Origin of the sequence: Paractinoplanes maris (assembly GCF_023544465.1) — a bacterium.
Lineage (GTDB): Bacteria > Actinomycetota > Actinomycetes > Mycobacteriales > Micromonosporaceae > Actinoplanes > Actinoplanes maris.
This window is the reverse complement of record NZ_JALPVL010000002.1, coordinates 586,361-608,134: the sequence shown is the minus strand read 5'-3', so window position 1 is coordinate 608,134 and position 21,774 is coordinate 586,361. Positions and strand designations below refer to the sequence as shown.

At 70.1% G+C, this 21,774-nt stretch carries 19 protein-coding genes and 2 riboswitches; of the genes, 15 read left to right on the top strand and 4 right to left on the bottom strand.

Features of this window, described 5'->3' with window-relative positions; all coding sequences use genetic code 11:
• Window positions 1-62: 62 nt before the first annotated feature.
• Complete coding sequence (gene serC / locus NAG42_RS07725) at window positions 63-1,178, bottom strand: phosphoserine transaminase (RefSeq protein WP_250029109.1); 1,116 nt, start codon at window positions 1,176-1,178, stop codon at window positions 63-65.
• Between the two features lie 7 nt (window positions 1,179-1,185).
• On the bottom strand, window positions 1,186-2,286 hold the full coding sequence (locus NAG42_RS07720) for a citrate synthase 2 (RefSeq protein WP_250029108.1): 1,101 nt from the start codon (window positions 2,284-2,286) through the stop codon (window positions 1,186-1,188).
• A gap of 203 nt (window positions 2,287-2,489) precedes the next feature.
• Between NAG42_RS07720 and pdxH the strand changes: the two genes are divergently transcribed.
• From pdxH to NAG42_RS07685, 7 genes are read left to right on the top strand one after another with little or no spacing between them, the layout of a single operon-like run.
• Window positions 2,490-3,116: a pyridoxamine 5'-phosphate oxidase gene (gene pdxH / locus NAG42_RS07715; protein WP_250029336.1), complete on the top strand. Its 627-nt coding sequence runs from the start codon at window positions 2,490-2,492 to the stop codon at window positions 3,114-3,116.
• Window positions 3,113-4,423, top strand: a complete 1,311-nt coding sequence (locus NAG42_RS07710) for an MFS transporter (RefSeq protein WP_250029107.1) — start codon at window positions 3,113-3,115, stop codon at window positions 4,421-4,423. Before pdxH ends, NAG42_RS07710 begins: the two co-directional genes overlap by 4 nt.
• Window positions 4,424-4,433: 10 nt before the next feature.
• Window positions 4,434-5,354: an aldose 1-epimerase family protein gene (locus NAG42_RS07705; protein ID WP_250029106.1), complete on the top strand. Its 921-nt coding sequence runs from the start codon at window positions 4,434-4,436 to the stop codon at window positions 5,352-5,354.
• Window positions 5,354-5,986, top strand: a complete 633-nt coding sequence (locus tag NAG42_RS07700; protein WP_250029104.1) for a nitroreductase family protein — start codon at window positions 5,354-5,356, stop codon at window positions 5,984-5,986. The genes NAG42_RS07705 and NAG42_RS07700 overlap by 1 nt, the downstream gene beginning before the upstream one ends.
• A gap of 44 nt (window positions 5,987-6,030) precedes the next feature.
• Window positions 6,031-6,324: a type II toxin-antitoxin system VapB family antitoxin gene (locus tag NAG42_RS07695; protein ID WP_250029102.1), complete on the top strand. Its 294-nt coding sequence runs from the start codon at window positions 6,031-6,033 to the stop codon at window positions 6,322-6,324.
• A 21-nt stretch (window positions 6,325-6,345) separates the two neighbouring features.
• Window positions 6,346-7,509, top strand: a complete 1,164-nt coding sequence (locus NAG42_RS07690; protein ID WP_250029335.1) for an acyl-CoA dehydrogenase family protein — start codon at window positions 6,346-6,348, stop codon at window positions 7,507-7,509.
• 42 nt (window positions 7,510-7,551) lie between these two features.
• The gene (locus NAG42_RS07685; protein ID WP_250029100.1) at window positions 7,552-8,352 is read left to right on the top strand and encodes a DUF4230 domain-containing protein; all 801 of its coding nucleotides are present in this window, start codon (window positions 7,552-7,554) and stop codon (window positions 8,350-8,352) included.
• A gap of 80 nt (window positions 8,353-8,432) precedes the next feature.
• Here NAG42_RS07685 and NAG42_RS07680 read toward each other — a convergent pair whose 3' ends face one another.
• On the bottom strand, window positions 8,433-8,615 hold the full coding sequence (locus tag NAG42_RS07680; protein WP_438872373.1) for a PspC domain-containing protein: 183 nt from the start codon (window positions 8,613-8,615) through the stop codon (window positions 8,433-8,435).
• Window positions 8,616-8,852: 237 nt separating this feature from the next.
• On the opposite strand from NAG42_RS07680, the gene NAG42_RS07675 reads away from it, so the two are divergent.
• The 7 genes from NAG42_RS07675 (at window position 8,853) to NAG42_RS07645 (ending at window position 19,105) form a co-directional block, all read left to right on the top strand.
• A complete protein-coding gene (locus NAG42_RS07675) occupies window positions 8,853-10,703 on the top strand; it encodes a DUF5941 domain-containing protein (RefSeq protein ID WP_250029096.1) in 1,851 nt (616 codons plus the stop codon).
• Window positions 10,700-12,850, top strand: a complete 2,151-nt coding sequence (locus tag NAG42_RS07670) for a bifunctional glycosyltransferase/CDP-glycerol:glycerophosphate glycerophosphotransferase (protein ID WP_250029095.1) — start codon at window positions 10,700-10,702, stop codon at window positions 12,848-12,850. The genes NAG42_RS07675 and NAG42_RS07670 overlap by 4 nt, the downstream gene beginning before the upstream one ends.
• Window positions 12,851-12,983: 133 nt before the next feature.
• Window positions 12,984-14,285, top strand: a complete 1,302-nt coding sequence (locus NAG42_RS07665; protein ID WP_250029093.1) for an ABC transporter ATP-binding protein — start codon at window positions 12,984-12,986, stop codon at window positions 14,283-14,285.
• A gap of 108 nt (window positions 14,286-14,393) precedes the next feature.
• Window positions 14,394-15,296 (top strand): hypothetical protein, encoded by a 903-nt coding sequence (locus tag NAG42_RS07660; RefSeq protein ID WP_250029091.1) that lies wholly within the window; start codon window positions 14,394-14,396, stop codon window positions 15,294-15,296.
• A gap of 67 nt (window positions 15,297-15,363) precedes the next feature.
• On the top strand, window positions 15,364-15,852 hold the full coding sequence (locus NAG42_RS07655) for an ATP-binding protein (protein WP_250029089.1): 489 nt from the start codon (window positions 15,364-15,366) through the stop codon (window positions 15,850-15,852).
• Between the two features lie 87 nt (window positions 15,853-15,939).
• A complete protein-coding gene (locus tag NAG42_RS07650; protein WP_250029087.1) occupies window positions 15,940-16,680 on the top strand; it encodes an HAD family hydrolase in 741 nt (246 codons plus the stop codon).
• 61 nt (window positions 16,681-16,741) lie between these two features.
• Window positions 16,742-19,105, top strand: a complete 2,364-nt coding sequence (locus tag NAG42_RS07645; RefSeq protein ID WP_250029085.1) for a glycoside hydrolase family 65 protein — start codon at window positions 16,742-16,744, stop codon at window positions 19,103-19,105.
• Window positions 19,106-19,185: 80 nt separating this feature from the next.
• Here the strand turns inward: NAG42_RS07645 and NAG42_RS07640 are convergent, their stop codons facing one another.
• A complete protein-coding gene (locus tag NAG42_RS07640) occupies window positions 19,186-20,217 on the bottom strand; it encodes a coiled-coil domain-containing protein (RefSeq protein WP_250029083.1) in 1,032 nt (343 codons plus the stop codon).
• A gap of 3 nt (window positions 20,218-20,220) precedes the next feature.
• A riboswitch (cyclic di-AMP (ydaO/yuaA leader) is annotated at window positions 20,221-20,353 on the bottom strand.
• Between the two features lie 211 nt (window positions 20,354-20,564).
• Window positions 20,565-20,697, top strand: a riboswitch (cyclic di-AMP (ydaO/yuaA leader).
• Window positions 20,698-20,739: 42 nt separating this feature from the next.
• Between NAG42_RS07640 and NAG42_RS07635 the strand changes: the two genes are divergently transcribed.
• On the top strand, window positions 20,740-21,759 hold the full coding sequence (locus NAG42_RS07635) for a coiled-coil domain-containing protein (RefSeq protein ID WP_250029081.1): 1,020 nt from the start codon (window positions 20,740-20,742) through the stop codon (window positions 21,757-21,759).
• Window positions 21,760-21,774: the final 15 nt, after the last annotated feature.

The window sequence follows — 21,774 nt, the reverse complement described above, 5'->3', positions numbered from 1 at the left end:
GATGATCTTGAATTCAGAGACGTCAACCGCATCCGTACGCCGGTGAGCGTGACCGAAAGCACTCAGAGGCGCTCGGCCACGTAGTCGACACAGGCGGTCAGCGCGGCCACGTCGGACGGCTCGATCGTGGGGTAGAGAGCGACCCGCAACTGGTTGCGGCCCAGCTTGCGGTAGGGCTCGGTGTCCACGATGTCGTTGGCCCGCAGCACCTTGGCGATCGCGGCCGCGTCGACCCCCTCGAAGTCGATCGTGGCCACCGCGGCCGACCGGATCGCCGGGTCGGTCACGAACGGTGTCGCATACGCCGACCGCTCGGCCCAGCCGTAGACGGCGGCGGCGCTCTCGGCGCTGCGCTTGACCGCCCACGGGAGACCACCCTGCGAGTTCATCCAGTCGAGTTGCTCGGCCGCCAGGAACACCGTGGCCAGGGCCGGGGTGTTGTAGGTCTGCTCCAGCCGGGACTGCTCGATCGCGGTGACCAGATCGAGGAACTGGGGGATGTAGCGGCCACTCCGCTTGATCTCGAAGGCCCGCTCGATCGCGGCCGGCGACATCAGCGCCATCCACAGGCCGCCGTCGGAGCCCAGCGCCTTCTGCGGGGCCAGGTAATAGACATCGGTCTCGCGCAGGTCGACGTCGAGGCTGCCACCGCCGGACGTGGCGTCGGTGAGCAGCAGCGCGCCCTGATCGGCGCCGGGAACCCGCCGCACGGGCACGGCGACCCCGGTCGACGTCTCGTTCTGCACCGAGGCATACACGTCGATGCCCGCCTCGGCCTCGAGGAACGCCGCCTGCCCGCCCGGCGCGTGGTGCACCGTCGGCTCGGCCAGGAACGGCGCGTCCCGGACGGCCTTGACGAATTTCGCCCCGAACTCGCCGAACTCGGCGAACTGGGCCCGGTCGCGCACCAGGCCGAACGTCGCGACCTCCCAGAACGCGCTGGTGCCGCCGTTGGCGACGACCACCTCGTAGCCCTCGGGCATCGAGAAGAACTCGGCCAGCCCACGCCGCAGACGGGCGACCTGATCCTTGACCGTGCGCTGCCGGTGGGAGGTGCCGAGGAACGTGCGCGAAACCGCGGACAGCGACTCGACACCCTCGGGACGCACCTTGCTCGGCCCGGAGCCGAACCGTCCGTCGACCGGCTTGATCGTGTCTGGGATCCGGATGTCAGTCACCGGAGCATTATGCGCTCAGCTCGGGCCAGCCCTCGACCTGCTGCGGCTTGCGGTGTCCTGGTCCCACATAGCGGACCGCGGGGTGCACGACCCGGCCGAAGCGCTTCTGCTCCAGCACGTGGGCGCTCCAGCCGGCCACCCGGGCGCAGGTGAACATCGAGCTGAACATGTGGCCCGGCACCTCGGCGAAATCGAGCACGACGGCCGACCAGAACTCGACATTGGTCGGCAGCGGCCGGTCGGGCTTGCGCTCGGCCAGCTCGGCCAGCGCGGCCTGCTCGAGCGCCACCGCCACGTCGAAGCGCGGGGCGCCCAGCTCGCGAGCGGTGCGCCGCAGCACCCGGGCCCGCGGGTCCTCGGTGCGGTAGAGCCGGTGCCCGAAGCCCATCAGGCGCTCGCCCCGGTCGAGGACACCCTTCACGTACGCCCGGGCGTCACCGCCCCGCTCGACGTCCTCCAGCATGGTCAGCACCCGCGACGGTGCACCGCCGTCGAGCGGGCCGGAGAGGGCCCCGATCCCGGAGGAGATGCACGCGGCCACGTCGGCGCCGGTGGAGGCGACCACCCGGGTGGTCAGCGTGGAGGCGCTCATGCCGTGCTCGGCGGCCGAGATGAAGTAGGCGTCGACCGCCTTGACGTGCCGCGGGTCGGGCTCGCCGCGCCAGCGCCGCATGAACCGCTCGACGATCGACGACGCCTTGTCGATGTCTTTCTGCGGCACGGCCGGCAGGCCCAGCCCGCGGGCGGCCTGGGCGACGAAGGACAGTGCGGTGACCGACACCCGGGCCAGATCGCTGCGGGCCTGCTCGTCGTCGATGTCGAGCAGCTGGGCCAGCCCCCAGTACGGCGCCAGCATCGCGACCGCCGACTGCACGTCGACCCGGATGTCACCCGAGTGCACCGGCACCGGGAACGGCTCGGCCGGCGGCAGCCCTGGCCCGAACCGCCCGTCGACGAGCAGTCCCCAGACGTCGCCGAAGGACACCTGACCGATCAGGTCCTCGATGTCGACGCCGCGGTAACGCAGCGCGCCACCGTCCTCGTCGGGCTCGGCGATCTCGGTCTCGAAGGCGACGACGTCCTCGAGCCCGGGCTTGAAGTCGGTCACGACCCTCCCTGGGGCTCCGCGTTGCTGTAGGTGTTTCATCTTGCTCGCCGGGTAACGGCGGGTCGACCCACCGGGATGTGCTCTCCGCGACACCCATCCTCACCGACCTGACGGATGGTCCGAAGCGACTTACGGTCTTTAGCAGTCCTAACGATCGGTACGGGAGCGAGCACGTGACCCTCGAACCACCCTCGCCCGCGAGCATGCGGCGTGACTACACCGCGCGTGGAGCCCTGCTCGAGACGGATCTCGCCGCGGACTGGCGCACCCAGTTCGAGGCCTGGTTCACCGACGCCGCCGGGTTCGGACTGCCCGAGCCGAACGCGATGATCGTGGCGACCTCGACCCCGGACGGCCGGCCCTCGGCGCGCACGGTGCTGCTCAAGGACTTCGACGAGCGCGGATTCGTCTTCTTCACCAACTACGAGTCGCGCAAGGGGGGCGAGCTGACCGCCAACCCGTACGCGAGCATCGTCTTCCCCTGGTTCCCGATGCAGCGCCAGGTGCTGGTGAGCGGGACCGTCGAGCGGGTGAGCCGGGCCGAGACCGAGGCCTACTTCGGCTCCCGGCCACGCGGCTCGCAGCTGGGCGCGTGGGCCAGCCCGCAGTCGTCGGTGGTGCCGGATCGGGCGGCGGTCGACGCGGCCTACGCCGCCGCCGAGGAGCGCTTCGGCGACGGGCCGGTGCCGGCTCCCGAGCACTGGGGCGGGTTCCGGGTCCGGCCCGGGACGGTCGAGTTCTGGCAGGGCCGGAGCAGCCGTCTGCACGATCGACTGCGTTACCGGCGTACGGAGAACGGGGTCTGGGCCGTGGAAAGGCTCGCACCGTGAGTCAGGACGCCGTCGAATCCACCGAGGAAGTGGTCGAGCGCAAGTCCTGGGTGATCGACATCCGGCCGCTCAAGGTGGTCGCCTACCGGCGGATGTGGATCGGCAACGGGCTCTCGTTCTTCGGCTTCCAGTTCACCTCGGTGGCCGTGCCGGTCGAGATGTACTCGATCACCCACTCGTCGGCCTGGGTCGGTCTGCTCGGCATCGCCGGCCTGGTCCCGCTGCTGATCTTCGGGCTCTGGGGCGGCGCCGCGGCCGACGTCATCGACCGGCGCAAGCTGCTGCTGGCCAGCTCGGTCCTGGCCTGGCTGGGCACGCTGGGCTTCCTGATCCAGGCGTTGCTGCACGTGAACAGCGGCTGGCTGCTGCTCGCGCTGACCGCGGTGCAGTCGGCCGGCTTCGCGATCAGCTCGCCGACCCGGCAGGCCATCATCCCGCGGATCGTGCCGCTGCGGCTCGTGCCGGCCGCGAACACCCTGGCCTACACGACCTCGACCGCGGGCGGCGTGCTGGGCCCGCTGGCCGCCGGTCTGATCTTCGCGCTGGCCAGCACCGGCGCCGGCATCACAGTGGCCTACCTGGTCGACGCGCTGCTGTTCTCGATCTCGCTCTGGGCGACCTGGAAGCTGCCGCCCATCCCGCCCGTCGAGCACGACCCGGCCGAGGCCAAGCCCACCGCCGGTCTGCGGGGCATCGCGGTCGGCCTGCGGTTCCTGGTCACCCAGCCGGTGCTGCTGCTCTCCTTCGCGGTCGACCTCATCGCGATGGTCTTCGCCATGCCCCGGGCCCTGTTCCCCGAGGTGGCGGCCGACCGGTTCGGCGGTGACTGGGCGGTCGGCTGGCTGTTCAGCGCGATCGCCATCGGCTCGGTGATCGGCGGTCTGACCTCGGGCTGGATCGGCCGGGTCAAGCGGCAGGGGGTGGCGCTGGTGATCGCCGTGGTGGCCTGGGGCGTGGCGATCGGGCTGTCCGGCCTGGCCCACAGCCTGTGGCTCATGGTGCTGCTGCTGGCCGTGGGTGGAGCGGCCGACCTGGTGAGCGCCGTCTATCGCCAGTCGATCCTGCAGGTCTACGCACCGGACCGGCTTCGCGGCCGCCTGCAGGGTGTTTTCACGGTGGTCGTCGCGGGCGGACCGCGCCTGGGCGACCTGCGGGCCGGCACCACCGCCGACTTCACGTCGACGACCGCCTCGTGGGCCGGCGGTGGCTTCGCGGCGGCCGGTCTGGCAGTCATCCTCGCCGCGGCCTTCCCGGCGCTGCTCAAGTACCGGCCACCGGCCGCCACCGGCGACGACGCGAACCGATAATGTCCAAGCCATGACGAGTGTCGTTGCCGCGAAGTCCGGCACCCAGTGGTCCATCGAGGCGGACGGGCAGAGCGCCGTCGTCGTGGAGGTCGGCGGCGTGCTGCGCGGCTACTCCGCCGGCGACGTGGCGGTGCTCGACGGCTTCGAGGCGGACGAGCTCTCCCCGGCCTCGGCCGGCCAGATCCTGGCCCCGTGGCCCAACCGCGTCCGCGACGGGCAATACACCTTCGAGGACCAGAAATACCAGCTCTCGCTGACCGAGCCGGCCCGGCACAACGCCATCCACGGCCTGGTCAACTGGAGCCGCTGGACGCCGGCCGAGCAGAGCGCGTCGGCGGTGACGCTGGAGTTCGAGCTGCCGGCCCAGATCGGTTACCCGTGGTCGCTGACGCTGCGCACCACCTGGTCGGTCTCGGCCGCGGGCCTGCGCTGCGACCAGGAGGTCGTCAACAACTCGCCGTCCAACGCCCCCTGGGGTTACTCGGTGCACCCGTACGTGCAGCTGCCCGGGGTCAGCGTGAACGACACGCTGCTGCGGGTGCCGGCGGCGAAGCGGATCGTGGCCGACGCCCGGCTGCTGCCGATCGGCGCCGTCGAGATCGCCGGCACGGAGTACGACTTCACCGAGCCCCGCAAGATCGGTGACCTGGTGCTGGACACCACCTACGGCGAGATCACGCACGGCGCCGACGGGATCACCGAGGTGACCATCGCCGATCCTTCCGCCGACCGCCGGGTCGTGGTCTGGGCCGACGACAAGTTCAAGTACTGGCAGGTCTTCACGGGCGACACCCTGCACGGGGAGCGGTTCCGCCGCTCGGTCGCGATCGAGCCGATGACCTGCCCGCCGGACGCCTTCCGGACCGGGCGTGACCTGATCGTGCTGGCGCCGGGCGAGCGCTGGACCGCCTCGTGGGGGATCAAGGGCTGATGGAGTTCGACGAGGTGGTCCGCCGCCGGCGGATGATTCGCAGCTACGACCCCGACCGGCCGGTCCCGGCCGAGATCCTCGACAAGGTCGTCCAGCACGGCCTGCGCGCGCCCAGTGCCGGGTTCTCGCAGGGCTGGGGCTTCCTCGTGCTCACCGAGCAGAAGGACCGCGACCTCTACTGGGAGTCGACGACCGAGGGCGACCTGGGCGACGCCAAGACCGACGAGGCGTGGAAGGGTGACTGGCTGACCCGGATGCGGACCGCCCCGGCGATCGTCGTCTGCCTGTCCAACAAGTCGGCCTACCTCGAGCGGTACGCCCAGCCCGACAAGGGCTGGACCGACCGCAGCGAGTCGCACTGGCCGGTGCCGTACTGGGACATCGACACCGGCTTCGCCGCGCTGCTCATGCACCTCAGCGCGGTCAACGAGGAACTGGCGTCCTGCTTCTTCGGCATCCCGGTGCCGAAGGTCCAGGCGTTCAAGGACGCGTTCGGCGTCCCGGAGCAGTACACGCCGATCGGCACCCTGACCGTCGGCTATCGGGCACCGGACAAGAGGTCTCCGTCACTCAAGCGCGGACACCGCCCGGTGGACGATGTGGTGCATCATGGCCGATGGGCCGCGGGCTAGGCTGGCGAAAGCAATCTCATAAGCTCCGGAGAGGGGGATCGGCCGTGATCTTCAAGGCGGTCCGGGACGGCGCCCCGTATCCCGATCACCACACCACCCTGAAGGCGTGGGCCGAGATCCCGCCCCGGCCGATCCGGCTGGCCGATCTGATCACCACGAAACGTGAGCTCGCGCTGGACAAGCTGCTCGCCGAGGACTCGACGTTCTACGGCGACCTGTTCCCGCACGTGGTGGAGTATCACGGCGCCCTCTACCTCGAGGACGGCCTGCACCGCGCGCTCCGGGCGGCGCTGCAGCAGCGCAATCAGATCCACGCGCGGGTGCTCGTCGTCGCCTGACCGGTTAGGTTGAGGTCCATGGTGGCTCCGCTGGATCTTCTCGACCTCGACACGCTTTTGACCGACGAGGAGCGCGACATCCGCGCGGTCGTGCGCCGGGTCGCCGACGATCGGGTCCGCCCGCACGTCGCCGACTGGTACGAGAACGGCAACGTCCCGGTGCGCGAGCTGGCCCTCGAGTTCGGCAAGCTCGGCCTGCTCGGCATGCATCTGACCGGCTACGGCTGTGCCGGCGCGTCCGCCGTCTCCTACGGCGTGGCCTGCATGGAGCTCGAGGCCGCCGACTCGGGCGTCCGGTCGCTGGTCAGCGTGCAGGGCTCGCTGGCGATGTACGCGATCTGGAAGTACGGCTCGGAGGAGCAGAAACAGCGCTGGCTGCCCGGCATGGCGGCCGGCGAGCTGATCGGCTGCTTCGGGCTGACCGAGCCCGACCACGGCTCCGACCCGGCCAACATGAGCACGCGGGCCCGGCGCGACGGCGACGACTGGGTGCTCGACGGCGGCAAGATGTGGATCACCAATGCCCCGCTGGCCGACGTCGCGGTGATCTGGGCGCGAGCCGAGGAGGGTGTGTACGGCTTCGCCGTGCCGACCGACACCCCCGGTTTCGCCGCCCGCGAGATCAAGAAGAAGATGTCGCTGCGGGCGTCCAGCACCGGCGAGATCACGCTCGATGACGTCCGGCTGCCCGACAGTGCCCGGCTGCCCGAGGCGCGCGGCCTCAAGGCGCCGCTGTCCTGCCTGACCGAGGCGCGGTTCGGCATCATCTGGGGTTCGATGGGGGCGGCCCGTGACTGCCTGCGGGTGGCGATCGACTACGCGACGACCCGGGAGCAGTTCGGCCGGCCGATCGGCGGTTTCCAGCTGACTCAGGCCAAGCTGGCCGACATGACGCTCGAGTTGCAGAAGGGCTTCCTGCTGGCGTTGCATCTGGGCCGGCTGCGTGACTCGGCCGGGGCGCTGCGGCCCGAGCAGGTCAGCGTGGGCAAGCTCAACAACGTGCGCGAGGCGATCGCGATCGCCCGCACCTGCCGGACGATCCTCGGCGGTAACGGGATCAGTGGGGAATATCCCGTTATGCGCCATGCGAACAATCTGGAGAGCGTGCTCACGTACGAGGGCACTTCCGAGATCCACCAGTTGGTGATCGGCCAGAAATTGACCGGATTGAACGCCTTCGCCTGAGGGTCGGCTGCAAATGTCGCACCCTCCTCGTACGGTGATGCCATGGCCCAGTCACCGGACGATGTCTCCACCGATGTCTCCGCGCGCGACGGCGTAGCCGAGCCGACGCGTGAATATCCGGCCCTGCCGCCGGAGCCGCCCGCGACCGCGCCGGCCCAGCCGCCCGCGTCCGGGCCCGAGCAGCCCTCGCCGACCAGGGTCAGCGGCTTCGCCCGCCTGCTGATCTTCACGTTCTTCGTGTTCGCGCTGATGGTCGCGGCGTGCCTCGGCCTCCGCGCGGTCAACGTGCTGCCCAGCTTCGACAACCCGTTCGCCGACAAGACCACTGACCGCAGTCAGCCCGTGCTGCTGCAGTCGATGCGCGACCTCAGCCGATACGTGGCGGCCGACGGCACCTTCCAGGTCATCGTCGACCTGCAGGAGAGCAAGGAGAACATCCCCGACTTCCTGGTCAACCGGCGCACGCTCTTCGTCGGCTCGGGCACCGTCGAGCAATATGTCGAGTTCGGCTCGCTGGCCGAGGGCGCGCTCCAGGTCGACGAGGACAACAAGACGGTAACGATCACCCTGCCGCCGCCGCAGCAGTCGACCGCCGCGCTCGACATGCAGAAGAGCTACGTCGTGGCCGAGGAGCGGGGGCTCTTCAACCGCATCGGCGACGCCTTCCGCAGCGATCCAGGCAAACAGCAGCAGGTCTATGCGCTGGCTCAGCAGCGGATCACCGAGGCCGCCCGCTCGAGCGGGCTGGACGAGCGCGCCCGGCAGAACACCGAGCGCATGCTCGAGAGCCTGTTCACGCGGCTGGGCTATTCCACGGTCACGGTCACCTTCGACAAACCGTAGACGCGCGCGCCGAGCGCCGGCCCGGGGGCGGGGACGACGCTCGGCAGTTCAGCGGGCTCGGCAGTTCAACGGAGCGGTCGTCACTCGTTGGGCAGCAGCGCCCAGAGGACGAGATAGATGATGAACTGCGGGCCGGGAAGCAGGCAGGAGATCACGAAGATCAGGCGCATGATGCCGGGCGAGACGCCGAAGCGACGGGCCAGGCCGGAACAGACACCGGCGATCCAGCGGTCGTCCCGGGGGCGAGCGAGACGGCGAGTCACGGTCACTTCACTCCTTATCTGAGAGGTCCGGCTGTCCGCCGGCTCCTCATCAACGGTATGGGCGCGGTGACCGTCCGCCCTCGGTCCCCAGGTGGAGAACGGTGGCTCGGCTCCCGTAAGGGTGACCCGTACCCCCGCGCTGTCCGCTGTTAACCTGAGTGCCGATTTCCGGCCTCCCGGCGTGAATGCGCACGGTGGACTGTGATGGCGCCCTAGGAGGCAGGCAGTGACTTCCCGGTGACGCTGGCCGTCCTGACCCCGGCCGGTGACGCCCTCGACCCGGCCGCCACCGCCCGGCTCGCCGAGGACCTGTCGGCGGCCCTGCGCGCAGCCGGGGCGAGCACGGTCGAGTCCGGGCCGTCCGCCCTGCGTGAGGTGGCCGAGCGAGCTCAGCAGTCGCACCAGGCCGTCCTGGTCTGCGCGGGCAACCTGGTCGCCCATCCCAGCCTGCTGTGGATGCTGGCCACCGAGCCGGCCGGTCGCAGCACCGCGCTGGTCGTCCCCGACCCCGCCGGCGATCTGCGCGACGACCGCGGCAAGGTGCTGCCGGCGCTCGGCGGACCGGGCACCGTGCGTTACGGCGGCGCGATCTGGGTGGCCCCGGCCGACGTTCCGCTGCTGGTCAAGGTGGCCGATCGGGACGACCCGCTGCCGGCGCTGCTCGAGGCCGGTCTGGTGCCGGTGGCCACGCCGGTGCGCCTGCTGCGGGCCGAGCTGGTGCACGACGCCGCCGAGCTGACCCGGGCCCGGGCCGAGGTGGCCGCGGTCGACGAGGACAAGGCGCGCCTGCGCATGGCGGTGAAGGAGAAGGACGACTTCTTCACGACGTACGCCGTCAGCACCTGGTCGCCGCTCGTCACCAAGGCCTCGGCGCGGCTACGGCTGACCCCGAGCGGCGTCACCGCGATCTCAGTGCTGTTCGCGGTCGCCGCCGCGCTCGCGTTCTGGCAGGCCTCGCGGCCGGCCATGATCGCCGGCGGCATCCTGCTCTACCTGGGCTTCGTGCTCGACTGCGTGGACGGGCAGCTGGCCCGCTACACGCGGCGGTTCGGGGCCTTCGGCGGCTGGCTCGACACGATGGCCGACCGGGCGAAGGAGTACGCGGCGTATGCCGGGCTGGCCGCCGGGGCCGAGCGCGTCGGACTGCCGTACGCCTGGCCGCTCGCGATCACCGCGATCGTCCTGCAGACCGTGCGCCACATGACCGACGCCTGGTACGGCGCGCTGCACGACGAGGCCACCGCCCACCCGCGCCCGCAGGCGGCCGGTGGGGTCGGCGCCCGGCTGAGTGCGGCGTCGACCCGGGTGCAGGGCGACACGGGCTCGGCGGCCTACTGGTTGAAGCGGATCGTCGTCTTCCCGATCGGCGAGCGCTGGGCGCTGCTCTCGGTGCTGGCGATCTTCTCCAACGGGCGGATCGCGCTGGCCGGCGCGGTTGTCTGCGGTCTCTTCGCCCTGGCGTACACGCTGGGGTTGCGATCTTTGCGGGCGCTCAGCATGCGGGTCGGCGTGCTCGACAAGGTGGACACCGCCCGTTTCCGCGACGACGGTCTGCTGGTTCGTGAGCTGATCGGGCGGGCCACGCTGCCGGCCCCGCTCGCCTTCGCCGCGACGGCCGCTGTCGCGGCCCTGGCGCTGGTCGTGGCGCTGCTCGCCGGCTGGATCGAGCCGCCGGCCACGGTGTCCCTGATCGTGCTGGCGCTGGTCGTCCTCGGCGCCGGGCTGCCGGCCCGGGCCCGGCACGGCGGCCCGCTCGATTGGCTGATCCCGGCCGCCCTGCGCGCGGCCGAGTACCTCTTCGTGGTGGCCGTCGGTCTGTCCGGCTCGGTGCCGACACCGGTGGTCTACCTGCTGATCTTCATGCTGACCCTGCACCACTACGACCTGGTGGCCCGGATGGAGAAGGGCACACCGGCCGGGCGGGCCACCGGGGACCCGCTCGGCTGGGACGGCCGGGTCGTGCTGCTGACCGCGGCCGCATTGGCCGGCTTCTCGACCGGCGGCATGGTGGTGCTGGCGGCGCTGGTCGGCGGCATGTTCCTCGTCAACACGATCGCCGACTGGCGGACAGGTGGCCCCCGACCGTGACCTTCCTCAGCATCGTCCTTCCGGTTTACAAGGTGCAGGGCTACCTGCGGCAATGCCTCGACTCGATGCTCAGCCAGTCGTTCACCGACTTCGAGATCGTCGCGGTCGACGACCGCTCGCCCGACTACAGCGGGGCCATCCTGGCCGAGTACGCCGCGCGCGACCCCCGCGTACGGGTGGTGACCGCCCCCGAGAACCTCGGCCTGGGACGGGCCCGCAACCTCGGCCTCGAGCACGCCACCGGCGAGTACGTCTGGTTCGTGGACTCCGACGACTGGCTCACCGAGGGCACCCTGGCCGCGGCGGCCGAGCGCCTGCGCGAGACCGATGCCGACCTGCTCATCGTCGGCTGGGACAGGGTGCACTGGGACGGCCGGGTGCAGGCCGGGACGGCCCGTAAGTCGCTGGCCGCGGCGCCGGACGTCTTCTCGGTCGAGCAGTGGCCCCCGGTCCTCAACATCCTGCACGTCGCCTGGAACAAGGTCGTCCGGCGGGAGTTCCTGCTGCGCCTGGGCTTCGTGTTCGAGGCCGGGTGGTATGAGGACGTCTCGTTCTCCTTCCCGGTGATGCTGGCCGCGCCGCGGATCAGCACCCTGCCGCGCACTTGCGTGCACTACCGGCAGCGGCGGACCGGCGCGATCACCCGTACGGTGGGCGACCGGCACTTCGAGGTCTTCGACCACTGGGAGCACGCGCTCGCGCTGGCCGCCAAGTACGCGTCGCCCACCGACGAGGTGCGCGGTCTGCTCTTCCGCCGGATGATCTGGCATTTCCTGCGGGTGCTGAGGCACGACGCCCGGGTGCCCCGCGAGTCGAGGGCCCGGTTCTTCGGGCGCATGTCCGAGATGTACAAAAATCACCTTCCGCCCGGCGGCTACCCGCAGCCCGACGGGGCCGAGGGCGTGCGCTACCGCATGGTGGCGCGCGGCTCCTATCGGTCGATGCGCCTGTTCGACTTCGCGATCGGGAAGGCCCGCCGGGGCAAGAGGCTGGTGGGCCGGGCCGGTGAGTGGGTCAAGCGGCGTACCCGGCAGGTCGCGGGCCAGGTCTATTACCGGGTGCAGCTGAGGCTGCCGGTCGACCAGTCGCTCGCGCTCTACGGGGCGTACTGGTTCCGCGGGGTGACGTGCAACCCGGCGGCCATCGCGGCCAAGGCGGCCGAGCTCGCGCCGCATCTGCGTCCGGTGTGGGTGGTCGCGGAGCCGTACGCGAAATCGATGCCACCGGGCACCGAGCACGTGGTGGCGGGCACGCTCGCCTACTACCGGGCCATCGCCCGGGCCCGTTACCTGGTCAACAACGTGAACTGGCCGAACCGCCTGGTCAAGCGGCGCGGCACCACGCACGTCATGACCCACCACGGCACCCCGTTGAAGAAGATGGGCGTCGACCAGGCCGACCATCCGGCGGGGGTGAAGGACGCCGATTTCGCCGCGCAGATGCGTCGCGCCGACCGCTGGGACTTCAGCGTGACGGCCAACCCGTTCACCACTGTCGCGTGGGAGTCGGCCTACCCGAGCTCACACGAGACGCTGGAGGTCGGTTACCCCCGCAACGACCGCCTGGCCACCGCGACGGCCGCGGACCGCGCCGCGGCGCGGGAACGGCTCGGTATCCCGGCCGGCCGGCGCGTGGTGCTCTACATGCCGACGCACCGCGAGTGGCTGCCGGAGGGCCGCCGGGTGCTCGACATCGAGCGCTTCGGCGAGGAACTCGGCCCGGGCTCGACTTTGCTGGTCCGCGAGCACTACTTCACCACGCCGGCCGAGCCGGTCGGCGGGGCGGCCATCGACGTCTCCGGCCACCCGGTGGTCGAGGAGCTTTACCTCGCGGCCGACGTGCTGGTCACCGACTACTCGTCGGCCATGTTCGACTTCGCCGTGCTGGACCGGCCGATGGTGATCTTCGCGCCGGACTGGCCCGTGTACCGCGACGTCCGCGGCGTGTACTTCGACCTGCTGACCGAGCCGCCGGGCGCGGTCGCCACCGACTACGCGGCGCTGATCGGACTGTTCACCGGAGGGGCGTACGCCGGTGCTGAAGCCGCCGCGGCCCGGGCCGGGTTCCGGGCCCGGTTCTGTTCGCTGGAGGACGGGCATGCGGCGGAACGCGTAGTTCGCCGGGTTTTCCTCGATAAAAAGCAGTAACTGCGTCGTTACCCTGCGCAAATGGCACGTTCACCCGATGGTGTTACATCGATACTCCTCGTCAAATTAGGCCGATCGCCGGCCATCGTGGGACCGGGATCACATTGATGTTGCCCGGCAGGGGAGGTAGGCGGTGTCGACCGTCTCGCTGAAGGACGTCTCCAAGGTGTGGCCGGACGGCACGGTGGCCGTCAACCACGTCAGCCTGGACGTCGACGACGGTGAGTTCCTGGTTCTCCTCGGGCCGTCGGGCTGCGGAAAGTCCACGATCCTGCGGATGATCGCCGGGCTCGAGGATCCCAGCGAGGGCGACATCCTGCTCAACGGTGACCCGGTGCTCGAGCTGGCGCCGCGCGACCGCAGCATCGCCATGGTCTTCCAGGACTTCGCGCTGTATCCGCACATGACGGTCGGCGACAACATCGGCTTCCCGCTGAAGCTCTCCGGCATCGAGCCCGTCCCCCGCATCGAGCGGGTCGGCGACGTGGCGGCCGCGCTCGGCATCGGCGACGTGCTGCGGCGCAAGCCCAGCCAGCTCTCCGGCGGCCAGCGGCAGCGGGTGGCGATGGGCCGCGCGATCGTGCGCCGCCCCGGCCTCTTCCTGATGGACGAGCCGCTCTCCAACCTCGACAGCGGGCTCCGGGCCGAGCTGCGGGCCGAGATCACCGGGCTGACCCGCGAGCTCGGCGTCACCACCATGTATGTGACCCACGACCAGGCCGAGGCGCTCACGATGGCCGACCGGGTGGCGATCATGCGCAAGGGCGTGCTGCAGGACATCGGTACGCCCACCGAGGTGTACGGCCGGCCGGCCACCCTCTATGTGGCCGCCTTCCTCGGCGCCCCGCGGATGAACCTGCTCGAGGCGTCGGTCTATGTGCACCTCGAGCGCTACATCGAGCTCAACTTCGGCGAGCAGGCGCTCTATCTGCCCTGGAACGACATCCGGGCGCGGGCGGTGTCGCACTACCACGGTGAGCGGATCGTGGTCGGGATGCGGGCCGAGGCGCTCACCCCGGTCGCCCCCGACGTGCCGGGCGACGTCCTGCGCGGCCGCATCCGCTATCTGGAGCACCACGGGCACGAGTCGCTGGCGTATCTCGACATCGGCGCGACCGCGATCCACCTCGACGACCCGGCCGCCCGGGTCCGCGACGACGAGGTGCCTCCGGGCGGGCCGCTCAAGCGGTTCGGCGGTGCCCTCCAGCGGCTCGCCGGGCGGTCCGGCGGCTTGGCCGACCGGCCACGCGGGACCGAGAGCCAAAGCGTCCTGAGCGACCCGGGGCGCCATCAGCGGCGGCCGGCTGAGCTGGGCGTACGGCTGGCGCCGTACCCGCCGGTCACGGCCGGGCACCCGCTCTCGGTGGCCGTCCGGATGGACGCGCTGCACTTCTTCGACGAGCGCGGCGATCGGATCGACGTCGGCTGGCGCTGACGCTTCGCACGCGGCTCTTTCCCCGCTTGCTCCCATGGCGTACCGTTCCGCCCACACGTCGGTGCGATGGCGTATCGACGATACGGACCCGACCTTGGGGGTAGGAACGTGGCGAACGCGTCCGGACTCTTGGTTATCGAACGCATCCTGCGCGACCGGCAAGGAATCTGGCAGCAGATCGTGGACGATCGCGACCTGCCCCGGCTCACCGGCCAGATGATGATCAGCTCGATGGCCGCCCTCGCCGTCTACGGCGCGGTGCTCGGCTCCTTCCACGGCGTGCTGATGGCGCTCACCTCGGCGGTCAAGCTGCCGCTGCTGTTCCTGGCCACCCTCACGATCTGTCTGCCGACGCTCTACCTCTTCAACCTGGTGTTCGGCGCCCGGTTGTCGATCCGGCAGTCGCTCTCGCTGGTGATGGTGGCGCTGACCGTGACGGCCATGCTGGCGCTGGCCTTCGCCCCGATCAGTCTGTTCTTCCTGATCACCGCGCCTGACTACGCCTTCTTCAAGCTGCTCAACGTGGTCATCCTGGCGCTGTCGGCGCTGGTCGGGTTGCGCTTCCTGACCGGCGGCATGCGGGTGCTCAACGAGCACGGGCTGCTCGCTCCGGCCGTTGCTCCCGTCGTCGCGCCGGCCGCCGAGCCGGCCAAGGAGCTCGTCACCGCCGGTGCGCCCGCCGAGGGCACCGCGAACGGTGCCGCGCCGCCGGCCGCCGCGGGGCCGGCTCCGGTCCCGATGCCGGTCCAGCCGCCGGTCGTGCACATCCCGCCGCCCGGTTTCGCGTCGCAGCACCCGCGCCAGCGCCCGCTTCAGCCGGCCGGGCCGCCGACGCCGCCCAGCATGACGCTGCTCTACATCTGGATCCTGCTGTTCGGCTTCGTCGGCACCCAGCTGGCGTGGACGCTGCGGCCGTTCTTCGGCAGCCCGGACAAGGATTTCAGCCTGTACCGGGACATCGACGGCAATTTCTACGCGGAAATTTTCCGTACGATCGCCGATCTGTTCTAGCCGATCGTTGGGCTTATCGTGGACGCGTGGTGCCACCGAGGTGGCACACCGCGTAGGCTGCACCACGGTGGAGGACACAGTGAAGCAGGGTGTGCGACCGGCTCCGGCAGCGGAGGCGGCCTCGGCCGAGTCGTCGTCGAGAGGCTCCGGCCGGCTGCTCGATCGCCGGTTCGGCCGCGACGACATCACCCTGGTGCGCCACGAGGCGTCGGCCCGGCTCCGCGAGGCGGGGCTCGGCGGGGACCGCCTGCACGGCTTCATCCTCGCGCTCAACGAGGTCGTCACCAACGTCGTGCTCCACGCCGGGGGCAACGGGCGGCTGCTGCTCCGGCTCGCCGACGACTCGGCGTGGTGCACGGTGACCGACTCCGGCCCCGGCATCCCGGCGCGCTACCTGGCCTCGCCCGAGGTGCCCGAGGCGTTCGAGGTGGGTGGCCGGGGCATCTGGCTGGCCTACCAGCTGTGCGACGAGGTCACCGTGGCCACCGGCCCGATCGGTACCACGATCGGGTTGCGGATCTTGCTCGCCGCACCGGGCGAAACGGGCCGGAAATAGCACTTTGAACAGGGCGTTAACACGTCGTCGAAACGTGAAGGCGCCCTTCCGGACTCATGGGTGCCCGGGGGCGACTACATTGGGCGCGTGCTCGGACTACCTCCTCATGTGACCGCTTGCCTCTTCGATCTCGACGGTGTGCTCACCCAGACCGCCCTTGTGCACAATGCCGCCTGGAAGCAGACGTTCGACACGTTCCTCGAGGCGTGGTCGGCGCAGCACGGGCAAGAGTTCGTCCCGTTCGACTCCGGCGCCGACTACCACCTCTATGTCGACGGCCGGCCCCGCGCCGATGGCGTTCGCACCTTCCTGGCCTCGCGGCACATCACCCTGCCCGAGGGCACCCCGGACGACGGTCCCGACCAGCAGACCGTGAACGGCATCGGCAACCGGAAGAACCTGCTCGTCCTCCAGAAGATCCAGGAGGGCGCGGTCCAGGTCTACGACGGCTCGGTCGCCTACCTCAAGGCGGCCAAGGACGCCGGCCTGCGCCGCGCGGTCGTGTCCGCCAGCGCCAACTGCAAGGACGTCCTCGAGGCGGCCGGTATCGCGGACCTCATAGAGGTACGCGTGGACGGCATCACCGCCCGCGAGCAAAACTTGCCGGGCAAGCCCGCACCCGACACGTTCCTCTACGCCGCCCAGCAGCTCGGCGTCGCGCCGGAGAACTGCGCGGTCTACGAGGACGCGCTGGCCGGCGTGGCCGCGGGTCACGCGGGCAAGTTCGGGATCACGATCGGGGTTGACCGCGTGGGTCAGACTCAGGCCCTTCTGGACAACGGCGCCGACATCGTGGTCACCGACCTGTCCGAACTCCTGACGCGCTGAGCACGTATCAGCGTTTATATCTTCAAGACTTTCTCCTTTCTCATTTTCAAGGGGCACCACCGTGATCCGTGAACGGGCCTATCCCGTCGACCCCTGGCACATCCGCGAGACCCGGCTCGACCTGGACCTGCTGGCCCAGTCGGAGTCCGTGTTCGCGCTGGCCAACGGTCACATCGGGATACGCGGAAACCTGGACGAGGGCGAGCCCCACGGCCTGCCGGGCACCTATCTGAACTCGTTCTACGAACTCCGCCCGCTGCCGTACGCGGAGGCCGGTTACGGCTTCCCCGAGTCCGGTCAGACGATGGTCAACGTCACCAACGCCAAGCTCATGCGGCTGCTGGTCGACGACGAGCCCTTCGACGTGCGTTACGGCGAGCTGCGGTCGCACGAGCGGGTGCTCGACCTGCGGGCCGGCACGCTCGAGCGCATCGTCGAGTGGGTCTCCCCGTCCGGCCAGGCGATCCGGGTGCGCAGTGTGCGCCTGGTCTCCTTCACCCAGCGCTCGGTCGTGGCGTTCCTCTACGAGGTCGAGCCGCTCGACGACTCGGCCCGGCTGATCCTGCAGTCCGAGCTGGTCGCCAACGAGCAGCTACCCACGTCGAGCAAGGACCCGCGGGTCGCGGCCGTGCTCGACCACCCGCTGCAGGCCGAGGAGATGCTCGAGCAGCGCACGGGCGGTCTGCTGGTGCACCGGACCAAGGCCAGCGACCTGCGCATGGCGGCGGCCATGGAGCACCTCGTCGAGACGCCGGGCAAGCACGCGGTGACCACCGAGGGGCACGCCGACTGGCTGCGGACGACCGTGGCCTGCAAGCTCGAGCCGGGGCAGAAGTTGCGCGTGGTCAAGCTGGCCGCGTACGGCTGGTCCAGCCACCGCTCGCTGCCCGCCGTGCGCGACCAGGTCGGCGCGGCGCTCGCCAGCGCCCGGCTGGACGGCTGGGAGGGCCTCGTCGAGGCTCAGCGCGAATACCTGGACGCCTTCTGGGACCACTCCGACGTCAAGGTCGAGGGCGACCCCGAGGTGCAGCAGGCGGTTCGCTTCGGCCTCTTCCACACGCTGCAGGCCGGCGCGCGGGCCGAGCAGCGCCCGATCGGCTCCAAGGGCCTGTCCGGTCCCGGCTACGACGGTCACACGTTCTGGGACTCCGAGACCTTCGTGCTGCCCGCCCTCACGTACACCCAGCCGTCCGCGGCGGCGGACGTGCTGCGCTGGCGGCACTCGACGCTCGACCTGGCCCGGGAGCGGGCCCAGACGCTCGGGCTGCAGGGTGCCGCGTTCCCGTGGCGCACCATCCGCGGGCAGGAGTGCTCGGCCTACTGGCCGGCCGGCACGGCGGGCTTCCACATCGGCGCCGACATCGCCGACGCGGTCCGCCGTTACGTGCAGGCCACCGGCGACTACGACTTCGAGCGCGAGGTCGGCCTCGAGCTGCTGGTCGAGACCGCGCGGCTGTGGCGCTCGCTGGGGCACCACGACCGGCACGGGCGCTTCCACATCGACGGGGTGACCGGCCCCGACGAGTACACCGCGGTGGTCAACGACAACATCTACACCAACCTGCTGGCCCAGCAGAACTTCCTGACCGCGGCCGACGCGGCCAAGCGTCACCCCGACCTGGCCCGCAAGCTGGGCGTGGACGACGAGGAGACGGCGAGCTGGCGGGACGCGGCGGCCTCGGTGCACATCCCGTTCGACAAGGAACTGGGCGTCCACCAGCAGTCCGAGGGCTTCACCCGGCTCCAGGAGTGGGACTTCGAGAACACCCCGCCCGAGGCCTACCCGCTGCTGCTCAACTACCCGTATTTCGACCTGTACCGCAAGCAGGTGGTCAAGCAGGCCGACATGGTCATGGCGATGTACATCCGCGGTGACGCGTTCACGCCGGAGGAGAAGGCGCGCAACTTCGCCTACTACGACGCGCGGACCGTCCGGGACTCGTCGCTGTCGGCCTGTGTGCAGGCCGTGCTGGCGGCCGAGGTGGGTCACCTCGAGCTGGCGCACGACTATCTGGGCGAGGCCGCCCTGATGGACCTGCACGACCTGCACCAGAACTCGCGGGACGGCCTGCACATCGCGTCGCTGGCCGGCACCTGGATCTCGCTGGTCGCCGGTCTGGGTGGCATGCGTGACTTCAACGGTCAGCTGACCTTCGCGCCGCGTCTGCCCAGCCGCATCAACAACCTGGAGTTCTCGCTGCTCTGGCGGGGGCTGCGGTTGCGGGTGAACGTGACCGCCGACGAGGTGACCTATTCGCTGCGCAACGGCGGCGGCTCGGCCCGCCTGGTGCTCGTGCACCACGGCAAGGACGTCGAGGTCACCCAGGTGAAGCCGGTGACCGTGCCGATCCCGGCGGCCCACCCGGCCGGTCCGGCACCGGTCCAGCCGGCCGGTCGTGCCCCGGTGCGGCGAGCCACTTCGTAAGGACCCGTACGACAGAAAGGGCCCCGGGATGACGTCCCGGGGCCCTTTCTGTCGCTGTGCTCGGCTGAAGCTGTGCTCGGCTAAAGCATCGAGACGTGCACGTGGTCGGTGTGCGCGCTCGGCCCGTGATAAGCGCTCCACCCGCGCGTGGGGAACCAGATCTGCTTGTACCAGATCACGTAATAGATGCCGAGCCGGTCGGCATTGCGCACGAGGAAGGCCATCAGGTTGTTGCCGTAGGTCTTCATGTCCGCGTTGTGCGCGACCGCGAAGCCCCGGTCCTGCAGTGACCAGTCGCACGCCCGGCCCTTGGGATGTTCGAAGGGCCCGCCGTCGCGGTGACAGCCGACGAATCTGTCGAAGCCGGCCTTCTTTGTCTCTTTGTACATGTGCAGGGTGCGCGCGGTGATGCAGCCGCCGGTCGTCGGGTCGTCGACGTTGCAGGGCAAGCTCGAGAAGCCGCCGTTGGAGTCGCGTGGTGCGGGCGCGGCGACCGGGGACTTGGCCAGCACGACGCCCTCGGTCAGGCTCTGACCGCCGACCAGCGAGAGCGCCTTGTTGGCGGCCTCTTTCTGCTTGCGCATCGCGACCAGGTTGGTCTGCTGCTTCTTGACCTCGGCGTCGAGCGCGGCCTTCTTCGAATTGACCGTCGCGATCGCCTTGTTGAGCTCGGCCAGCTTGCGGTCCTGCAGGGTGTTGATCTCCTCGAGGGAGACCGCCTTGTGCAGGAAGTCGTCCGAGCCCTGGCTGCCGAGCAGGAAGCTGGCTGTGCCGAGGTGGCCGGTGCGGTACTGCTGCGCGGCGATCGCGTTGACCTCGGGCAGCAGCGCGATGCGCCGGCCCTCGGCCACCTTGATGTCAGCGGCCAGCTTCTTCTGCGCGGTCGTCGATTTCGCCACAGCGGCCCGGGCGGCGACGAAACGCCGGTTGGACGACTCGATGACATCGTCGAGCGTCGCGTTCTTGGCGACGGAGCCGCCCGTCTCGTCGGGGGTGGCCGACGAGCCCTCACCAGGCTCGGCGCTCGCCGGGGAAGCGGGAGCGGCCAGGATCGACAGGGCTACGAGCGGCGCCAGGGCAAGGGTCAGCCACCGACGGGGTCGTACGGTCAAAGCAGTTCCTTCCGGTAAACCGCCGACCGGGTTAGCTGACGGGTTCGGGACGGAAGCGATCCCTACCGCTTGCGCGGATGCACCCCACTGACCTGGTTCCCCGGCTCGCCTCGCGGCGATTGGGCGGTGGCCTGCCGGCACCTCGGGGGCGGTGCCACGGTGGCAGAACCGGCGGCCAGTTTACCCGAGAGTTCGCGTTGCTTCAGCGCCGGTGAAAAGGCAATTTCGTAGTCGTGCCAACACATTCCGTAATAGCGGTGACCGTTGGTTGTGGACAAATTGCGGTCCGTATCACAACTGTCGATCGGTCGATGAGTTCGGTATGGTCGGTGGCGGTCTCCATCCCCCGGAGGCCGCCGCCTAATCGCCTTCGGGCGAGCCGGGGAACCAATCTTTCCGGGGTGAATCCGCGCAAGCGGTAGGGATCACTTCCGTCCCGAACCCGTCAGCTAACTCGGTCGGCGGCCGACGGAAGGAACAGATGTGCGGCACAACTCTGTGCGGCGAAGACTGGCGTCCCTGATGGCACTGCTCGTCGCGATCTCCGGCCTCGTGGTCGCGGTGGCCGGTCCGGCCGGCGCGGCGCCCGGTGACAACGGCGACGACGGCGAGGGCGCTCCGAAAACTCTGATCCAGCAGCTCCAGGTGGCCTCCAAGGGCTTCGTCGAGGCCAAGGAGGCGCTCGAGCTCTCCCGCAAGCGGCAAGCTCAGCTCGCCGCGAAGGTCAAGCAGCTCGACGCCGAACTGGCTCCGCGGCAGGTGGCGATCGACGAGATCATCCAGAAGTCGTACCGGACCGGCCGGCTCGGCCCGATGACCGCGTTGCTCACGGCGGACTCGGCCGGTGGCTTCCTCGACCGGGCCGAGACGCTCGAGACCGTGGCGGTCAAGGAGAACGCCGTGATCGCCGACCTCAAGGCGAACCGGGACGGGCAGCAGCGGGCCAAACTGGCCATCGACGCCGAGGTGCGCAACCAGACGAAGCAGGTCAACCTCATGGCCAAGCGCAAGCTGCAGGCCGAGACCGCGCTGAAGGCCGCCAACACCGGCGGTCCGGACAAGACCGGTGAGGACGCCGACGAGCCGTCCGACAGCCAGGCCAGTTCGAGTGACAAGGCCAGCCCGGCCCGGCGCAATTCGGACGGGTCACTGCCCTCCGAGGGGTGCACGGCCGAGGACCCCACCACCAACGGGTGCATCAGCCCGCGCATGCTGCACGCTCTCGAGCAGTCGCGGGCCGATGGCTTCACCCGGTACGCGGCCTGCTTCCGCGAACAGAACAGCGGTGAGCACCCCAAGGGCAAGGCGTGCGACTTCGCGGCCGAGAAGAAGGGCTTCGGCGGGGTCGCATCCGGTGGTGACAAGGCCTACGGCACCCGGCTGGCCAACTACTTCATCAGCAACTCGAGCCGGCTGGGCGTGCTCTACGTCATCTGGTTCCGGCGCATCTGGCTGCCGAGCAGCGGCTGGAAGGCGTACTCCCGGGGCAACGGGGACCCTTCCAGCGACCACACGAACCACGTGCACCTCTCGGTGCGGTAGCTCCGGCGAAGGAGT

Bases quoted from the DNA above. Each gene is read 5' to 3' on its own strand.
- NAG42_RS07685 (WP_250029100.1), top strand. From the start codon at position 7,552: ATGGCCCAGTCACCGGACGATGTCTCCACCGATGTCTCCGCGCGCGAC.
- NAG42_RS07705 (WP_250029106.1), top strand. From the start codon at position 4,434: ATGACGAGTGTCGTTGCCGCGAAGTCCGGCACCCAGTGGTCCATCGAG.
- pdxH (WP_250029336.1), top strand. From the start codon at position 2,490: ATGCGGCGTGACTACACCGCGCGTGGAGCCCTGCTCGAGACGGATCTC.
- NAG42_RS07635 (WP_250029081.1), top strand. From the start codon at position 20,740: ATGGCACTGCTCGTCGCGATCTCCGGCCTCGTGGTCGCGGTGGCCGGT.
- NAG42_RS07700 (WP_250029104.1), top strand. From the start codon at position 5,354: ATGGAGTTCGACGAGGTGGTCCGCCGCCGGCGGATGATTCGCAGCTAC.